The 17,570-nt window shown below is 67.1% G+C and carries 17 protein-coding genes; 8 read left to right on the plus strand and 9 right to left on the minus strand.

Features of this window, described 5'->3' with window-relative positions:
* A partial coding sequence (locus H3O04_RS24780; protein WP_202588635.1) for a methyl-accepting chemotaxis protein occupies nucleotides 1-1,544 on the minus strand: 1,544 nt, incomplete at its 3' end.
* Nucleotides 1,545-1,792: 248 nt separating this feature from the next.
* Between H3O04_RS24780 and panE the strand changes: the two genes are divergently transcribed.
* The 8 genes from panE to H3O04_RS24820 all read left to right on the plus strand — a co-directional run bounded on the left by panE (nucleotide 1,793) and on the right by H3O04_RS24820 (nucleotide 11,065).
* On the plus strand, nucleotides 1,793-2,740 hold the full coding sequence (panE, locus tag H3O04_RS24785; RefSeq protein WP_034175225.1) for a 2-dehydropantoate 2-reductase: 948 nt from the start codon (nucleotides 1,793-1,795) through the stop codon (nucleotides 2,738-2,740).
* A 250-nt stretch (nucleotides 2,741-2,990) separates the two neighbouring features.
* Complete coding sequence (locus tag H3O04_RS24790) at nucleotides 2,991-3,950, plus strand: AraC family transcriptional regulator (RefSeq protein WP_202588636.1); 960 nt, start codon at nucleotides 2,991-2,993, stop codon at nucleotides 3,948-3,950.
* A gap of 120 nt (nucleotides 3,951-4,070) precedes the next feature.
* Nucleotides 4,071-5,015: a substrate-binding domain-containing protein gene (locus H3O04_RS24795; RefSeq protein ID WP_034175226.1), complete on the plus strand. Its 945-nt coding sequence runs from the start codon at nucleotides 4,071-4,073 to the stop codon at nucleotides 5,013-5,015.
* Nucleotides 5,016-5,077: 62 nt separating this feature from the next.
* Nucleotides 5,078-6,598 (plus strand): sugar ABC transporter ATP-binding protein, encoded by a 1,521-nt coding sequence (locus H3O04_RS24800; RefSeq protein ID WP_202588637.1) that lies wholly within the window; start codon nucleotides 5,078-5,080, stop codon nucleotides 6,596-6,598.
* Nucleotides 6,585-7,598 carry an ABC transporter permease gene (locus tag H3O04_RS24805; protein ID WP_034175227.1) on the plus strand — a complete coding sequence of 338 codons (1,014 nt, stop codon included), beginning with the start codon at nucleotides 6,585-6,587 and terminating at the stop codon, nucleotides 7,596-7,598. The genes H3O04_RS24800 and H3O04_RS24805 overlap by 14 nt, the downstream gene beginning before the upstream one ends.
* 46 nt (nucleotides 7,599-7,644) lie before the next feature.
* Entirely contained in the window at nucleotides 7,645-8,733 is a 1,089-nt protein-coding gene (locus tag H3O04_RS24810; RefSeq protein ID WP_202588638.1) for an alcohol dehydrogenase catalytic domain-containing protein, read from the plus strand.
* Between the two features lie 29 nt (nucleotides 8,734-8,762).
* Complete coding sequence (locus tag H3O04_RS24815) at nucleotides 8,763-10,310, plus strand: FGGY-family carbohydrate kinase (RefSeq protein WP_034175228.1); 1,548 nt, start codon at nucleotides 8,763-8,765, stop codon at nucleotides 10,308-10,310.
* Nucleotides 10,307-11,065 carry an SDR family oxidoreductase gene (locus H3O04_RS24820; RefSeq protein WP_027812835.1) on the plus strand — a complete coding sequence of 253 codons (759 nt, stop codon included), beginning with the start codon at nucleotides 10,307-10,309 and terminating at the stop codon, nucleotides 11,063-11,065. Before H3O04_RS24815 ends, H3O04_RS24820 begins: the two co-directional genes overlap by 4 nt.
* Nucleotides 11,066-11,115: 50 nt before the next feature.
* On the opposite strand, the gene H3O04_RS24825 is transcribed toward H3O04_RS24820, so the two are convergent.
* The 8 genes from H3O04_RS24825 to H3O04_RS24860 form a co-directional block, all read right to left on the minus strand.
* Entirely contained in the window at nucleotides 11,116-11,256 is a 141-nt protein-coding gene (locus H3O04_RS24825) for a hypothetical protein (protein WP_012339712.1), read from the minus strand.
* A gap of 171 nt (nucleotides 11,257-11,427) precedes the next feature.
* Entirely contained in the window at nucleotides 11,428-12,012 is a 585-nt protein-coding gene (locus tag H3O04_RS24830) for a nucleotidyltransferase family protein (RefSeq protein WP_023477476.1), read from the minus strand.
* A 102-nt stretch (nucleotides 12,013-12,114) separates the two neighbouring features.
* On the minus strand, nucleotides 12,115-12,795 hold the full coding sequence (locus H3O04_RS24835) for a M15 family metallopeptidase (protein ID WP_202588639.1): 681 nt from the start codon (nucleotides 12,793-12,795) through the stop codon (nucleotides 12,115-12,117).
* Nucleotides 12,796-12,941: 146 nt separating this feature from the next.
* Nucleotides 12,942-13,337, minus strand: a complete 396-nt coding sequence (locus H3O04_RS24840; RefSeq protein ID WP_202588642.1) for a type II toxin-antitoxin system VapC family toxin — start codon at nucleotides 13,335-13,337, stop codon at nucleotides 12,942-12,944.
* Nucleotides 13,334-13,573: a type II toxin-antitoxin system Phd/YefM family antitoxin gene (locus H3O04_RS24845; RefSeq protein ID WP_021158157.1), complete on the minus strand. Its 240-nt coding sequence runs from the start codon at nucleotides 13,571-13,573 to the stop codon at nucleotides 13,334-13,336. The genes H3O04_RS24840 and H3O04_RS24845 overlap by 4 nt, the downstream gene beginning before the upstream one ends.
* 83 nt (nucleotides 13,574-13,656) lie before the next feature.
* Nucleotides 13,657-14,340, minus strand: a complete 684-nt coding sequence (locus H3O04_RS24850; RefSeq protein ID WP_023477480.1) for a Fe2+-dependent dioxygenase — start codon at nucleotides 14,338-14,340, stop codon at nucleotides 13,657-13,659.
* On the minus strand, nucleotides 14,337-15,092 hold the full coding sequence (locus H3O04_RS24855; RefSeq protein WP_202588640.1) for a tetratricopeptide repeat protein: 756 nt from the start codon (nucleotides 15,090-15,092) through the stop codon (nucleotides 14,337-14,339). The genes H3O04_RS24850 and H3O04_RS24855 overlap by 4 nt, the downstream gene beginning before the upstream one ends.
* Before the next feature lie 3 nt (nucleotides 15,093-15,095).
* A complete protein-coding gene (locus H3O04_RS24860) occupies nucleotides 15,096-17,339 on the minus strand; it encodes a TonB-dependent receptor (protein ID WP_202588641.1) in 2,244 nt (747 codons plus the stop codon).
* Nucleotides 17,340-17,570 lie beyond the last annotated feature (231 nt).

Below are 17,570 nucleotides of genomic sequence, written 5' to 3' on the forward strand. Positions count from 1 at the left end.
AACGCGAACCGCGTCACCGCGTCGCGCAGCGCCTCGGCCTGATCGCGCAGCGAATGCGCGGCTGCCGCGGCCTGTTCGACGAGCGCCGCGTTCTGCTGCGTGACCTGGTCCATCTCGCCCACCGCGCGGTTGACCTGCTCGATCCCGGCGCTCTGTTCGCGGGATGCGTGGCTGATTTCGTCGAGGATCTCGTTCACGCGCCGCACCGACTGCACGATCTCGGCCATCGTCTCGCCTGCATGCGTGACGAGCGTCGCGCCGTGCTGGACCGTCTCGTTCGACGACACGATCAGCGACTTGATCTCCTTGGCCGCCGTCGCCGAGCGTTGCGCGAGCGATCGCACTTCGGCCGCGACCACCGCGAAGCCGCGGCCCTGTTCGCCCGCGCGGGCCGCTTCCACGGCCGCGTTCAGCGCGAGGATGTTGGTCTGGAACGCGATCCCGTCGATCACGCCGATGATGTCGCCGATCTTGTGCGAGCGGTCGGTGATCTCGTTCATCGTGCGCACGACGTCGTCGACCACTTCGCTGCCGCGCGTCGCGACCTGCGCGGCCTGGCCGGCGAGCGACGCGGCCTGCGCGGCGCTGTCCGCGTTCTGCTTCACGTTCGCGGTCATCTCGTCCATGCTCGACGCGGTTTGCACGAGCGCGGCCGCCTGTTCCTCGGTGCGCTGCGACAGGTCCGTGTTGCCGGATGCGATTTCGCTCGCGCCCACGTTGATGTTCTCGGTGCCCATCCGGACGCGCGACACCATGTCGATCAGCCCGCCCTGCATCGTGTGCAGCGCATGCAGCAGGCTGCCGCGATCGTCGTGCTTCACGATCACGCGCGCGGTCAGGTCGCCCTGCGCGATGCGCTGCGCGGCGTCGAGCGCCGCTTCGAGTTCGCCGCCGAGGCTCGCGCGCACGCTTTTCAGCACCAGCACCATCACGGCCGTCGCGATCGCGCCGAGCACGGCCGTCATCGCCAGCCAGCGGCCGATGCTCGCGAGCACCGCCGAGCGCACGTCGTTCATGTACATGCCGGTCACCAGGTACCAGTCCCACGGCGCGAAGCGCTGCACGGCGCTGGTTTTCTCCTGCGGCTTGTCCGCGCCCGGCTTCGGCCACAGATATTCGACGAAGCCCTTGCCGCCTTCCGCGTTGCCGGCCTTCACGATCTCGACGAACAGGTGCTTGCCGTTCGGATCGGTGAAGTTCGACACGTCCTTGCCGTTGAGCTCGGCCTTGATCGGATGCATCACGATCACCGGTTTCGAATCGTTGATCGAGATATAGCCGTCGGCGCCGTGCCGCATCGCGGCGATCGCCTCGATCGCCTTCTGCTTCGCGTCGGCTTCCGGCATCACATTCTGCTGCGACAGCTTGTAGTAGTGATCGGTCACGCTCGCGGCCTGCGCGACCAGCGATGCGAGCTGGTCGCGGCGGTCCGCGATCATCGACGCGCGGGTCTGCCATGCGCCGAGCCCGGCGATCACGAGCAGGCCGAGCCACAGGATGACGATCATCGAGGCGAGTTTCTGATTCAGGGAAAGATTGCGCATGGTATGAGGTCGGTCAGTCGTGGAAGCTCGCCGGAGCGGCGTGACGGGATAAGTGGTTTGACGGCGCGCCATGCGCGTCGCCGTAGACGGGAAATCCCTTAGAAGCCATCATTTCCCCATGCCCGCGACGCGAGCGCGGGCATCTATGCATATGCATAACAGCGACCGCTATACTGTCGGGCGACGGTCGGCGTCGCGCCTCGCACGGGCGGCAGCGCGACGCCGACCGAAACCGAAAGGAGGCAACGATGCGGATTCTGGTGGTAGGGGCCGGCGCGGTCGGCGGATACTTCGGCGGCCGGCTGGTCGCGGCGGGGCGCGACGTGACGTTCCTGGTGCGCGACGGCCGCGCTGCCGCTCTCGCGCGCGACGGCTTGCTGATCCGCAGCCCGCGCGGCGACCTGACGCTCGCGAACGTGCAGACCGTGCGCGCGGGCGATGCAGGCGCCGGCGTCGCGCCGTTCGACCTCGTGCTGCTGAGTTGCAAGGCGTACAGCCTCGACGACGCGATTGCATCGTTCGCGCCGTTCGTCGGCCCGCAGACATTGATCCTGCCGATGCTCAACGGGATGCGCCATCTCGACGTGCTGCGCGAGCGCTTCGGCGCCGCGCAGGTGCTCGGCGGGTTGTGCGTGATCGCGGCGACGCTCGATCGCGAGCAGCGCATCGTGCACCTGAACGACACGCACGGCGTATCGTTCGGCGAGCTTGCCGGCGGCGAATCGCCGCGCGTGCGCGCGGTGGCCGACGTGCTCGGCGGCGCGGGTTTCGATGCCACGCTCAGCGACGACATCGCCGCGCGGATGTGGGACAAGTGGGTGTTCCTCGCGACGCTCGCCGCGAGTACGTCGCTGTTTCGCGGTTCGATCGGCGACATTCTCGCCGCGCCGGACGGCCGCCGTCTGCTCGAGACGATGCTCGCCGAATGCAGCGCGATCGCGGAACACAACGGCCACCGGCCCGATCCGGCGGCCAGCGAGCGGATGCAGCGGATGGTGTTGACGCCGTCGCCGCTGACCGCGTCGATGCTGCGTGACGTCGAGAACCACGCGCGCGTCGAAGCCGATCACGTGATCGGCGACCTGCTCGCGCGGCGCGACCCGCAGGCGACAGACACGCTGTCGCTGCTGCGGATCGCGTACAACCACCTGAAGACGTACGAGGTACGCACGGCGCGCGAGCACGCGGCGGCATAAGCCGGTGCTGGCCGTGGCGCGGGCGGCCGCCCGCGTCGTTCCGCGCTGCAACAAATTTGCCATCCGGCGCCATTTCAGCCGGTGGGCGGCAAAAAAGTATCGAAAATCAGGCGTAAAGTTGGTGGAGCCGCGCGCTCGATCGACCTACATTGCTTCCCATGCGACCGGTCGCATCGCCGCGCGAGACACGCGGCGATGCGCGCACAGCCGAACAGGCCGGCCAGCAATATATGGGAATGGAGACGCCAACATGATGCACCCCGATCTCGAAGTGGTCGACGTGCGACGCGACGAGTCGTTCAAGGTCTGGTCGCACGGCTATCCGTATCGCACGATCCGCTGGCATTTCCATCCCGAATTCGAGTTGCACCTGATCGTCGCGACGCACGGCAAGTATTTCGTCGGCGATCACATCGGCTCGTTCGGCCCCGGCCATCTCGTGCTGCTCGGCCCGAATCTGCCGCACAACTGGGTCAGCGACATGGCCGAAGGCGAAACCGTCGAGCGCCGCAATCTCGTGATCCAGTTCGATCCGTCGTTCGTGCGCCGCTGCATGGACGCGTTCCCCGAATGCCGCGATGCGCAGACGCTGCTGGACGACGCGCGGCGTGGGGTCGGCTTCGATGCCGCGACGAGCGCTGCAATCGCGCCGTTGTTCGATGAACTGTTGACCGCGCGCGGCATGCGCCGCATCGCGCTGTTCATGACGATCCTGGAGCGGCTGTGCGGCGCGGCCGAACGCACGCTGCTCGCGAGCCCCGCGTACGACCAGGCCGATGTCACGCCCACGCGCCTGAGCCACGCGCTGTCGTATATCGGCAAGAACCTCGCGTCCGAGCTGCGCGAATCCGATCTCGCGCAACTGACCGGGCAGAGCGTCAGCGCGTTCTCGCGCACGTTCCATCGCCACACCGGCATGCCGTTCGTCCAGTACGTGAATCGTCTGCGGATCGAGTCCGCCTGCCAGATGCTGCTCGCCGACAACGCGAGCATCACCGACATCTGTTTCCAGGCCGGCTTCAACAACGTGTCGAACTTCAACCGCCAGTTCCGCGCGGTGAAGGGGATGGCGCCGTCCGAATTCCGTGCGCTGCAGCGCCTGAACGCGCGCAGCCGCGAGCTGGCGCTGCATGCGGCGCCGACCGGTAATCCGCTGCCGCCGCGCGTGCTGACGCCCGGTGCGCCCGAACTCATGCCGCAGCCCGGATGACCGCCGGGCCGTTGCCCGCCTGAGTTTCCCCGCCGTTTTACCCCGCCGATCGCGTCGCTCACGTCGCGAGGGGCGCATTCACCCACGAAAAAGCCGCACACAATTTTTGGAGACACCGTCATGACGCACGCATCGCCCGCCTCATCCGTCCGTCGCGCCGCCCGCCTGGCGGCCGTTGCCGCGCTCGCCGGCGCGGCCCTGTTGCCCGCCGCCGCCGCGCATGCCGCGCCGCTGCGGATCGGCATGACGTTCCAGGAACTGAACAACCCGTACTTCGTGACGATGCAGAAGGCGCTGAACGACGCGGCCGCGTCGATCGGCGCGCAGGTCGTCGTCACCGACGCGCATCACGACGTCAGCAAGCAGGTGAGCGACGTCGAGGACATGCTGCAGAAGAAGATCGACATCCTGCTCGTGAACCCGACCGATTCGACCGGCATCCAGTCGGCGATCACGCAGGCGAAGAAGGCGGGCGCGGTGGTCGTCGCCGTCGATGCGAACGCGAACGGCCCGGTCGATTCGTTCGTCGGCTCGAAGAACTACGACGCGGGCGTGATGTCGTGCGAATACCTCGCGAAGGCGATCGGCGGCAGCGGCGAGGTCGCGATCCTCGACGGCATTCCGGTCGTGCCGATTCTCGAACGCGTGCGCGGCTGCAAGGCCGGGCTCGCGAAATTCCCGAACGTGAAGCTCGTCGATACGCAGAACGGCAAGCAGGAGCGCGCGACCGCGTTGTCGGTCACCGAGAACATGATCTCCGCGCATCCGAACCTGAAGGGGCTCTTCAGCGTGAACGACGGCGGCTCGATGGGCGCGCTCGCCGCGATCGAGGGCTCCGGCAAGGACATCAAGCTGACGAGCGTCGACGGCGCACCCGAGGCGATCGCCGCGATCCAGAAGCCGAACTCGAAGTTCATCGAGACGACCGCGCAGTTCCCGGCCGACCAGGTGCGCATCGCGCTCGGCATCGCGATCGCGCGCAAGTGGGGTGCGACGGTGCCGAAGGCGATCCCCGTCGACGTGAAGGTCGTCGATCGCGGCAACGCGAAGGGTTTCAGCTGGTGAACGACGTGCGACGCGACGCGAAGGGCGGCGGCGTGGCCGACGCCCTTCGCACGGAGAAGCCGATGGACACGATACTCAGGCTCAGCCACATCACGAAAAGCTTTCCCGGTGTGAAGGCGCTGTCCGACATCGATCTGGAAATCGCGCGCGGCGAGATCCATGCGCTGCTCGGCGAGAACGGCGCGGGCAAGTCGACGCTGATGAAGATCCTGTGCGGCATCCACCAGCCGGATGCCGGCACGATCGAGATCGACGGCGCCGTGCGCCATTTCGCGGACTATCACGACGCGGTCGCGGCCGGCGTCGGCATCGTGTTTCAGGAGTTCAGCCTGATTCCGCACCTCGATGCCGTCGACAACCTGTTCCTCGGCCGCGAGCTGCGCAATCGCTGGGGCGCGCGCGACCGCAAGCGGATGCGCGCGGCGGCCGCGGCCATCTTCGCGCGCCTGGGCGTGGCGATCGATCTCGATGCGCCAATCCGCACGCTGTCGGTCGCGCAGCAGCAGTTCGTCGAGATCGGCAAGGCGCTGTCGCTCGACGCGCGCATCCTGATCCTCGACGAACCGACCGCGACGCTGACGCCGGCCGAGGCCGAACACCTGTTCGCGATCATGCGCGAGCTGAAGCGGCAGGGCGTCGCGATGATCTTCATTTCGCATCATCTGGACGAGATCTTCGCGGTGTGCGACCGCATCACGGTGCTGCGCGACGGCCAGTATGTCGCGACGACCGAGGTCGCGCACACCGACGTCGAGCAACTGGTGCGCATGATGGTCGGTCGCCGGATCGAGAGCAGCTTTCCGCCGAAGCCAGTATTACGGGCCGATGCGCCGGCCGTGCTCGAAGTCGAAGCGCTGCAGATCGAGCGCGACGGCCCGGTGAACCGCTTTGCGTTGCATGAAGGCGAGATCCTCGGTTTCGCGGGGCTCGTCGGTTCGGGACGCACCGAAACCGCGCTCGCGGTGATCGGCGCGACGCGCGCGCATCGCAAGGAACTGCGCGTGCGCGGCGCGGCGGCGAAGCTCGCCGATCCGGCCGACGCGCTGCGCGCGGGCATCGGCATCCTGCCGGAAAGCCGCAAGACGGAAGGGCTCGTCACGTCGTTCTCGATTCGCGACAACATCTCGCTGAACAACCTCGGCAAGTACCGGTCGATGCGCTGGCTGATCGACCGGCGCGGCGAGGCACGCACCACGCACGACGTGATGCGGCGCGTCGGCGTGAAGGCGCCGTCGATCCATACCGAGGTCGCGACGCTGTCCGGCGGCAACCAGCAGAAGGTCGTGATCGCGCGCTGGCTGAATCATCACACGTCGGTGCTGATCTTCGACGAGCCGACGCGCGGCATCGACGTCGGCGCGAAAGCCGAAATCTACGGGCTGATGCGCGAACTCACCGCGCGCGGCTACGCCATCATCATGATCTCGTCCGAATTGCCGGAAATCGTCGGCATGTGCGATCGCGTCGCCGTGTTCCGGCAGGGCCGCATCGAGGCGACGCTCGCCGGCGACGAGATCGATCCCGACACGGTCATGACCTATGCCACGGCCGGCACGCGAGGAGCGACCCATGAACCTGCCTGATTCTTCTTCCACGCGTTCCACGACGCTCGCGGCCACCGCCGGAAACGGCGACGCGCCGCCGCCCCGCGCGATGTGGGCGCAGTTGCGCCGCTCGACGCTGTTCTATCCGCTCGTCGGCCTGATCGTCGTGTGCATCGCGATGATGATCGCGAGCCCGAGCTTCCTGTCCGCCGCGAACCTCGAGAACGTGCTGCGCCAGGTCTCGATCAACGCGATCATCGCGGTCGGCATGACCTGCGTGATCCTGACCGGCGGGATCGACCTGTCGGTCGGCTCGGTGATGGCGCTGTCGGGCACGCTCGCGGCCGGGTTGATGGTCGCGGGCGTCAACGCCGTTGCCGCGCTGGCGATCGGCATCGCGGTCGGCCTCGGCTTCGGCTTCCTGAACGGCGTGTTCGTCGCGTTCGCCGGGATGCCGCCGATCATCGTCACGCTCGCGACGATGGGCATCGCGCGCGGCCTCGCACTGATCTACACGGGCGGCTATCCGATCGACGGGCTGCCCGACTGGGTCGCGTTCTTCGGCAGCGGCAAGGTGCTCGGCATCCAGGCGCCGGTGCTGATCATGCTGGTGGTCTACGCGATCGCGTGGCTGCTGCTCGACCGGATGCCGTTCGGCCGCTACGTGTATGCGATCGGCGGCAACGAGCAGGCGACGCGGCTCACCGGCGTGCGGGTCGCGCGCGTGAAGCTGATCGTCTACACGCTGGCCGGGCTCACGTCGGCGCTCGCCGCGATCGTGCTGACCGGGCGCCTGATGAGCGGGCAGCCGAACGCGGGCGTGGGCTTCGAACTCGACGCGATCGCGGCCGTCGTGATGGGCGGCACGTCGATCTCCGGCGGGCGCGGGGCGATCCTCGGCACGCTGGTCGGCGCGCTGCTGCTCGGCGTGCTCAACAACGGGCTCAACATGATCGGCGTGAACCCGTATGTGCAGAACGTGATCAAGGGCGGAATCATCCTGCTCGCGATCTACATCAGCCGCGAGCGATCGCGGTAACGCTTGATTAATCCGGTATCCGAATCACTCAGGAAAGAGACAACTCATGACGACACCCGAAGCCCAGCCGCGCATGACCGCGGTCGTCTGCCACGGCCCCGAGGACTATCGCGTCGAACAGGTCGCGAAGCCGAATCCCGGCGCGAACGAACTCGTGATCCGCATCGCCGCGTGCGGGATCTGCGCGAGCGACTGCAAGTGCTACACCGGCGCCAAGATGTTCTGGGGCGGACCGAGCCCGTGGGTAAAGGCGCCGGTGATTCCCGGCCACGAATTCTTCGGCTACGTCGAAGCGCTCGGCGACGGCGCGGCCGAGCATTTCGGCGTGGCGCTGGGCGACCGCGTGATCGCCGAGCAGATCGTGCCGTGCGGCAAGTGCCGCTACTGCAAGTCGGGCCAGTACTGGATGTGCGAGGTGCACAATATCTTCGGTTTCCAGCGCGAGGTCGCCGACGGCGGGATGGCCGAGTACATGCGCATTCCGCCGACCGCGATCGTTCACAAGATTCCGCTCGGCGTATCGCTCGAGGATGCGGCGATCATCGAGCCGCTGGCGTGCGCGATCCACACGGTGAACCGCGGCGACGTCCAGCTCGACGACGTCGTCGTGATCGCGGGCGCGGGCCCGCTCGGGCTGATGATGACGCAGGTCGCGCACCTGAAGACGCCGAAGAAACTCGTCGTGATCGACCTGATCGACGAACGGCTCGAACTCGCGCGCCAGTACGGCGCCGACGTGACGATCAACCCCCAGCGCGACGACGCGCGCGAGATCGTCCGCGCGCTCACCGACGGCTACGGCTGCGACGTGTACATCGAGACGACCGGCGCGCCGGTCGGCGTGAGCCAGGGGCTCGACCTGATCCGCAAGCTCGGCCGCTTCGTCGAATTCAGCGTGTTCGGCGAGGATGCGACCGTCGACTGGTCGATCATCGGCGACCGCAAGGAGCTCGACGTACGCGGCGCGCACCTCGGGCCATACTGCTATCCGGTCGCGATCGACCTGCTCGCGCGCGGGCTCGTTACGTCGAAGGGCATCGTCACGCACGGTTTCGCGCTGGAAGACTGGGACGATGCGATCCGCGTCGCGAAATCGCCCGAATCGATCAAGGTGCTGCTGAAGCCGGCCCGCTGACGGCCGGCGCGCGCCTCACCGGAGACATCATGGAATACGTCATAGGCGTCGACATCGGCACGCAGAGCACCAAGGCGCTGCTCGTCGACCGGCACGGCACGATCGTCGCGCGGCGCTCGGCCGGCTACCAGCCCGATACGCCGCGTCCGCTGTGGGCCGAGCAGTGGCCGCAGGTGTGGTTCGACGCGGTGCTCGGCTGCATCGCCGGCTGCGTGAGCGACGCGCGCGCGCAGGGCGTGCCGGCCGACGCGATTCGTGCGGTGTGCGTGAGCAGCCTGTACGGCGGCTCGGGCATCCCGGTCGACATCGACATGCGGCCGCTGCATCCGTGCCTGATCTGGATGGACCGGCGCGCGACCGCCGAAGTCGACTGGGTCAACGAACACGTGAACGTCGAGCGGCTGCGCGTGATCACCGGCAACGGCGTCGACAGCTACTACGGCTTCACCAAGATGCTCTGGCTGCGCGATCAGCGGCCCGACGTGTGGGCGAACGTGCGCTATTTCCTGCCGCCGAACGCGTACGTGATCTACCTGCTGACCGGCGAAGTCGCGGTCGACCACAGTTCGGCCGGCAATATCGGCGGCGTGTACGACGTCGCGCGTCGCGAGTGGTCCGACGACGCGCTCGACATGCTCGGCATTCCGGCGACGATGATGCCCGAGCGGCTGGTCGATTCGACGGACGTCGTCGGCGGCCTGCTGTCGCAATGGACCGCGCAACTCGGGCTGCCGGCCGGCACGCCGGTCGTCGCGGGCGGCGTCGATGCCGCGGTGGCGACCTTCGCGGCCGGCGCGACGCGTACCGGGCAGCACGTCGCGATGATCGGCACCAGCATGTGCTGGGGCTACGTGAACCGGCATGTCGATGCGCGCCATGGCCTCGTCAGCATGCCGCACGTGTTCGACGGGCAGCGCGACCTGTATGTGTTCGGCGGCGCGATCACGGCCGGCGCGTCGGTGGCGTGGTTTCGCGACCAGTTCTGTCACGCGGAAATCGATGCGGCGCGCCTGCTGCCGCACGGCGATCCGCACGTGCTGCTGGAGGAGGCGGCCGAGCGCGTGCCGGCCGGCGCCGACGGCGTGCTGTTCCTGCCGTATCTGATGGGCGAACGCAGCCCGGTATGGGATGCGAAGGCGAGCGGCGCGTTCGTCGGGCTGAGTCTCGCGCATACCCGTGCGCATCTTTATCGTGCGGTGCTCGAAGGCGTCGCGTTCGCGTTGCGCCACAACATCGAGGCGGGCCGCCGCGGCGCGGTGGCGCTGGACGACCGATTGATCGTCGTCGGCGGCGCCGCGCATTCGGCGCTGTGGATGCAGATCATCGCGGACGTGACGGGCTTTCCGGTATGGACGATCGAGCAGGACGTCGAAGCCGCGATGGGCGCCGCGCTGCTCGCGGGCGTCGGCGCGGGGCTCGTGTCGCGCGATGACGCGCAGGGCGGCTGGGTCACACTCGTCGAGCGTGCACGGCCCGATGCCGAGCGCGTGCAAACGTACGATGCGCGTTTTGCGCTCTATACGGCGCTCTATCCGGCACTCAAGCCGATCATGCACAGGCTGGGCACGTCATCATGAACACACGATTCGATTTCGGCGGGTCAACGATGCTCGTCACGGGCGCCTCGAGCGGAATCGGCCGCGCATGCGCGGTCGCGCTGGCGCAGGCGGGGGCGCGCGTCGTCGCGGCGGGGCGCGACATGGCCGCACTCGACACGCTTGCCGGCGAGATTGCGTGCGATGCGTTGCGCATGGATGTCGGCGGCGATCAACACGCGATCGACGCAGCACTCGCCGCGTACGACGCGTTCGACGGCCTCGTCAATTGCGCGGGGATCGCGTCGCTCGAACCGGCGCTCGATGTCGAGGCCGTACATTTCGATCGCGTGATGGCCGTCAATGCGCGTGGCGCGGCGCTCGTCGCGCGGGCCGTGGCGCGCAAGATGATCGGACGCGACGGACGTGGCGCGGCGCACGCACGGGGTAGCATCGTCAACGTGTCGAGTCAGGCGGCACTCGTCGGCCTGCCCGCACATCTGAGCTATTGCGCGTCGAAGGCGGCGATGGACGCGATCACGCGCGTGCTGTGTATCGAACTCGGGCCGCACGGCATTCGTGTGAACAGTGTGAACCCGACCGTCACGCTCACGCCGATGGCGCAGTTCGCGTGGAGCGAACCGGACAAGCGTGCGCCGATGCTCGCTGCGATTCCGCTCGGCCGGTTCGCGGAGCCGCACGAAGTCGTCGAACCGATCCTGTTTTTGCTGAGCGATGCGGCGTCGATGATCAGCGGCGTGTCGCTGCCGATCGACGGCGGATATACCGCGCGCTAGGCCCGTCACGGTAGTCGCGCGCCGCATTCGCGGAGCGGGGCAGTGTGCGGTTAGACCGGGTCCTTGCTCGGTGGACCGTCCGGCTGCTGCGGGTTGTCGTGATGACCGGGCGGCGACGAGAACGGATCGTCTTCCGGATCGCGGTTCGGGTCGGCCGGTGGCTCGGGCGTCGGGGTCGTGTGATCGCTCATGGAGAACTCGTGCAGTGCGTGACGGCGGTGGCGCGGCGGATGCGCCTCGTCTCCGTTATAGGCAATCGGGCGCGCGTTTGCAGCGGGATTCTTGCGGCGGGTTGCGGATCGTCGACGAAGTCTGGACATTGGGGGCTTCGTGCGGAATCTTGCCGGCCCATGCAATCGAAGTCAGCGCAAATCCGCCGGGGTATCGACGTCGCGCAGGATGCCGGGATCGTCGATGTCGAGCAGCGTCACCGGCGCGCTGGCGAACAGTGCGCGGGCACCCGTGTCGCCGTCGAGGGCGGCGAGCGCATCGAAGTGGTGCGCGGCAAAACCGACCGGATGGCCGCGTACGCCGCGATGCGCGGGTGCGACGATCGACGCGTCGTCGGCTTCGAGTGCCCGGGCGACCGTTTCGTAGGTGGACGCCGCGATCCACGGCATATCGCCGAGCGCGACGAGCCAGCCATTCGCGTCGGGGGTCGTGCGGACGCCGGCCGCGAGGCTCGCGCCCATGCCGCGCAACGCGTCGGGTGCGTACACGACCTGACAGCCGGCTTCGTTCAGCAGCATCGCAAGCTTTTCGGCGCCGGGACGCACGACGGCGATCACGTCGGCGGTGGCGGCCGCGAGACGGCGGGCGGCGGCGACTGCGACCGGCGTCCCGTCGGGAAGCCGAGCAAGCAGCTTGCTGTGCAGGCCGCTCGGGTCGAAGCGTTGACCAAGGCCGCCGGCGAGCAGGACGCCGGTGGCGAGTGACGCATAGGACATCGGCGCGGGGGGAGTGAGGCAGGTGCTGCGATTGTGCGGGAGCACACGGGGATCGGCAAGTGAGGATGTTACCGAGTCACGTATGCCGGATCGGGAAAACCGTCATCGCGACGCTTCGTCGAGCATGCTTTCCTCGACGGGACCGTAAATTGCGTGCGATTCGTTCTGCATGACGGCCCAATAGCGATCGCCGAACGACCAATGCCACCATTCGGACGGGTAATTCGTGAAGCCGGCGCGGGTCAGCGCGTCGATCAGGATCTGGCGGTTTCGCGCGGCCGCGCGACTGATGAACGCGTTGTGCGTATAGCACGCGCCGGACGATTCCTGGTCGGTGGCGTTCATGATGGTGCCCATGTCGATCTCGATGCCTTCCGCCGAGATCAGCGTGAGGTCGATGGCGGCGCCCGTCGGATGGGCGGCGACTTCCGGCGGTGCGACGTAGTGGCTGGTCAGGGCGACCAGGGTGTCTTCGTCCGGGAGCGGATTCAGCGTCCGGCGCAGATGCGCGAGATGCTCGGTGAAGTACTGGCGCTGCAGGGCCAGCGGACGGTAGCCTTCCTTGACGTACAGGCGCAGGCCGGCGGGCAACGCGTGCGCGGCGGCGATCAGCCGTTCCGCCACGCCGCGACGCACTTTCAGGAAATGCGGGCTCCTGCTTTCGATATCGCGGCGGTCGAGATCGACGGCGATGCGGTCATGGAAGCCTGCGAGATCGACGAACCCTTCGTGTGACTCTTGCAGGGCGATCGAGCGGACGGCGGGATCGGAGAGCGGTATCACGGTAGCGGGTAAATGGCGCGAGGACGGTTGCGGGCCGTGGGCCGATGTTGAATGGGGCGGCCGTGGTCGTTTTGGTCAGACGAATCGCCAATATGCCAGAGTCTGGTGTGACCTGCGCGGCAGTTTGCCTCGCGGCGTCAAGACGCTTACCAAAGCGTCTTGACGTGTGCGTACGCGCGGATTTTTTCGTCGCGGGTGACGAGCGGCGCGCCGAGCCGCCGCGCGGTCGCGACGATCATGCGATCGGCCGGATCCTTGTGGAACGTGCCGGGCAGGTCGGTGGATTTCGCGGCGATGTCCGCATCGACGGGCACGAAGCGCATGCCATCGATCTGCGCGACGGTGGCGAGCCACGCGTCGACGTCCATCGTCAGGGCGAGGCGGTCATTGCGCACCAGCATCGCGATTTCCCACGCGGAGATGGAGGATGCGGCGAGCGCGCCTTCGCTCCGCGCGCGATCGATTGCGCTTCTTGCCTTCTTGCTGAGCGCAGGATCGCCCGCCACCCACCACACCAATGCATGCGTATCCAGCACGATCACCGCGACGCCTCCCAATCATCTTCCGCAATCGGATCGAGAGGATTGTCGTAGCGCATGACCGAACCGCGCAATATGTCCAACGGCTGAGCTTCGCGGGAGCGATACGGCCGGATCTCGAGCGTTGGCTTGCCGTGGTCGGTGACGATCAGGCTTTCGCCCGACGCCTCGACGAGCCGGAAGTATTCGAGTGCGCGAGCCTTGAATTCGGATTTCGATACGGGAGCGTGCGGCATCATGATGTGTTCATGGTCATAAGACTATAGTCATTTTAGACCCGTATTCCGACGAGACGCAAGCACCGGGGCGTGACCGGCTCGCGCTAGGCATCCGCCCACTTCCTCAAGAGGTTGTGATAAATCCCGGTGAGCGAAATGACCACCGGGTCCTTCGCCCCTTTTTCGGCGGAAAGCGCCTGAATCTGCGTATCGAGCTGAAACAGCAGCGTGCGATCACCGTCGTCGCGCACCATGCTCTGAATCCAGAAGAACGACGCGACGCGCTCGCCGCGCGTCACAGGCGTCACGTGATGCAGGCTCGACGCCGGATACAACACGAGATCACCGGCCGGCAGCTTCGCGCGATGGACACCGTACGTATCCTCGACGCACAGCTCGCCGCCGTCGTATGCATCGGGTTCCTCAAGAAAAAGCGTCGCCGACAGGTCGCTGCGCACGCGGAAATCCGTGCCGCGCAGCAGCCGGATCGCGTTGTCGACGTGCGTGCCGAACGTCTCGCCGCCTTCGTAACGATTGAATAGCGGTGGAAATACCTTGAGCGGCAGCGCCGCCGAAAAGAACAGCGGATGGCGGGCAAGTGCATCCTGGATCGCATCGCCCACCGCACGCGCGGCCGGCGAGCCTTCCGGCAGTTGCCGGTTGCGTTTCGCGAGCGCCGACTGTGCGCCGGACGTCGCGTTGCCGTCGACCCATTCGGCGGCATCGAGCAGGTCGCGGCACTGCGCGACTTGCGCTCGGGTCAGTACACCGGGGATATGAAGCATCATGATGCGGATTCCATGGCGTGCGGCGCCAGCTGCATGGCCGCCGAACGAAAAGCGTCGAGCGGCGACGACACGAGATACGCGCGCATCTTCGCGATGAACGCGGGTGTCGCGGTGGCCGGCACCCGCGCGAGCCACGCGAGCGCTTCGTCGACGCGCCCGCGCTCGGCGAGCAGCCGTGCATAGTTGAACTGGCCGCGGAAGTCGCCGGCAACGGCGGCGCGGCGATAGTGGTCGAACGCGGCGTCGGTGTCGACCGCGACGACCCACCCATCCTCGTAGAACCCACCGATCAGGTTGATCGATTTCGCATGGCCGAGCGCGGCCGCGCGGCGGAACCAGTCGAGCGCGTCGGCGCGGTTCTCGTCGACGCCATTGCCGAGGGCAAGTGCGGTCGCGTAGTTGTACATGCCCCAGTCGAGGCCCGCCTGCGCGGCGAGCCGATACCAGTACACGGCGACCGGCGCGCAGGCGGCCGTGCCCCAACCGAACTCGTAACAGCGCCCGAGCATGTTCATCGCCATCGGGTGGCCGGCCCGCGCGGCGTGCCGGAACCAGTCGAGCGCGGCGGCCGGGTCGCGTGCGACGCCGTGCCCGTCGAGCAGGTATTGCCCGTAGACGGCCTGCGCGTCGACGATGCCGTGGTCGGCCGCCGCCGCGACCCACGCGGCGGCGCGCTCGGGCGGCCCGGCCAGGATGTCGGCGAACTCGCGCGGCGATACCGACGCGAGCGCCTTCAGCGACACGGCTTCCATCGATCAGTAGCGCGCGTTCAGCGTGACGAACGCCGAGCGGCCCGGCGCGATCGACGCATAGTGCGCCGGATACGCCTGATCGAAGTAGGTGCGGTTGAACAGGTTGTTCACGTTCAGTTGCAGATCGAGCTTCTTGTTGATCCGGTACTGCGCCATCGCGTCGAAGCGCCAGTACGACGGCACGGCGCGCAGGTTCGCGGGATCGCCGAATACTTCCGACATATAGAACGCGCCGCCGCCGACCGTGAACTTCGGCGTGATGTCGTAGTTCGACCACATCGTGAGGCTGTGCTTCGGCGTGTTCGGGAAGCGGTTGCCGTTGTTCGCGGCGTCCTTGCCGTTGTCGCGCAGTTGGCTTTTCATGTACGTGTAGCCGCCGAACACCTGCCATTGCTTCGTGATCTGGCCGGCGAGGCCGAGCTCGAGACCCTGCACGCGCTTGTTGCCGACCATCGCGTACTGGTTGTTCGGCAGCGTCACACGTGCGTTGGTCGTGTCGATCTGGAACAGCGCGGCCGTCAGCGACAGCTTGTCGTTCAGCACGTTCCACTTCGTGCCGAACTCGATGCTGCGGTTCTTTTCCGGCGAAAGCTGATCGGCGTTCGGGCCGACGCCGCCGCGGCCCGGCGTGAGCGACTGCGTTTCGCTGCCTTCGCCGAGCATCATGCCGGCGGGCGTCGACGAGGTCGCATACGACGCGTAGATGCTGCCGTTCTGCGCGGGCTTGAACACGAGGCCGGCCTGCCAGTTCACGAGCGTGTCGTCGCGCGTGGTGGTCTTGCCGCCGTTGGCCTTGGTGTCGGTGAAGCGGGTCGAGTAGTCGTCGACGCGCACGCCGGCGTTGACTTGCCAGCGCGGCGTGATCTCGATCGTGTCGAAGCCGTAGATCGACTTCGTCGTGGTGCGCGCATGTGCATAGTCGTTGTTGCGCGTGATCGAACCGGCCCACGGATCGTTCGGGTTCGGCGACCACAGGCTCGTGCAGTTGTAGCCCGACGGCGCACCGATGCCTTTCTGGCAGATCGTGCCCTTGTCGGTGGCGACCGTGTACGAATCGCGCTTGCCCCATTCGCGCGACAGCTCGATGCCGGTCGTGAAGCTGTGCTTGAACGGGCCCGTGCGGAATTCGCCGAACAGCTCGGTCAGGTTCGCGAGGCTGTTGATCGAGCTGTTGCGGTTGTTGTTGCGGCGCCAGACCTTGCCGTTCACCACGTTGCCCTGGCTGTCGTCCGGCTGCGTCCAGATGTAGTCCTGCGTCGATTCCGTATAGCGCGTGGTGTTGCGCACCGTGAGATTCGGCGTGATGTCGTGCTCGATCTTGATCGTGCTGATGTCCGACGTGGTCTTGCGGAAGTCACGGTCGATCAGGCCGTAGAAGTTGTGGCGATCGACGGGCGCCGGATAGATCGTGCCGACGTTCGCGGGCTTGTTCGAGGTCGTGTAGAAATACGGGATGCCGCCGTCGGGCATGTCGTCCGTCTGCAGGTGGTAGTAGCTCGCGGTCACGCGCGTGGGCGTGCCGAGGCCGAACGCGATCGACGGCGCGACGCCCCAGCGCTCGTTGTTGACGGTGTCGCGGCCGGCGACGTCGTTGTTGTGGCTCATCAGGTTCAGGCGGAACGCGGCGTGCTCGGCGAACTGCCAGTTGCCGTCGGCGGTGAAGCGGCGATAGCGGTCGGTGCCGAGGCCCGCGCTCGCGGCGGCCGTCGTGCCGAGGTGCGGGGCCTTCGTGATCAGGTTGATGCTGCCGCCGGCACCGCCGCGGCCGCCGTACGCGCCGTCGGAACCCTTGGTGATCTCGACGCGTTCGGTATTGAAGATCTCGCGCGTGGTGGCGCCCGTGTCGCGCATGCCGTCGACGAACATGCTGCCCTGCGTGTCGTAGCCGCGGATGAACGGACGGTCGCCGAGCGGGTTGCCGCCTTCGCCGGCGCCGAACGTGATGCCGGGCACGGTGCGCAGCGCTTCGGTCAGCGTCGCCGCGCCGCTGCTCTGGATCAGTTCCTGCGGGATCACGGTGACGGATTTCGGCGTGTCGACGAGCGGCGCGGTGAATTTCGCGGAGGCGGAAAAGTCGGCCTTGTAGCTGTGCTCGGTCTTGCCCTGGATCTCGATCGGTGCGAGGTGGCCTTCGGTGCTGGCGGGCGCCGCGGGCGGCGTACCGTCGGCGAACGCGGGGCTCGCGGCGAGCACGCTGCACAAGGTGGTGAACTTACCGAGCTTCAGCTCGTCCGGACGGGATTTCATGGTGCGCTTCGACCTCGCGGTGTGGCCCCGGGGCGGTGCGTTGCGGAAACGTGCATGCCGCCGGGAATTATTACGATTTGTTTTCAGGCGGCATTCTATGTAATTTTTCTTTAAATGAGAAGCGTTCTTGTTCGCGTTTGTAAGGGAAGTGTTGACGAATGTTGCGGGGTGGTCAAAGGCTTGTGGGGCGGGGAAGGATGGCCAATTGGCCGAGTATGAAGGGCGGGGCGG

It is taken from the genome of Burkholderia sp. KCJ3K979, assembly GCF_016759955.1.
Lineage (GTDB): Bacteria > Pseudomonadota > Gammaproteobacteria > Burkholderiales > Burkholderiaceae > Burkholderia > Burkholderia orbicola.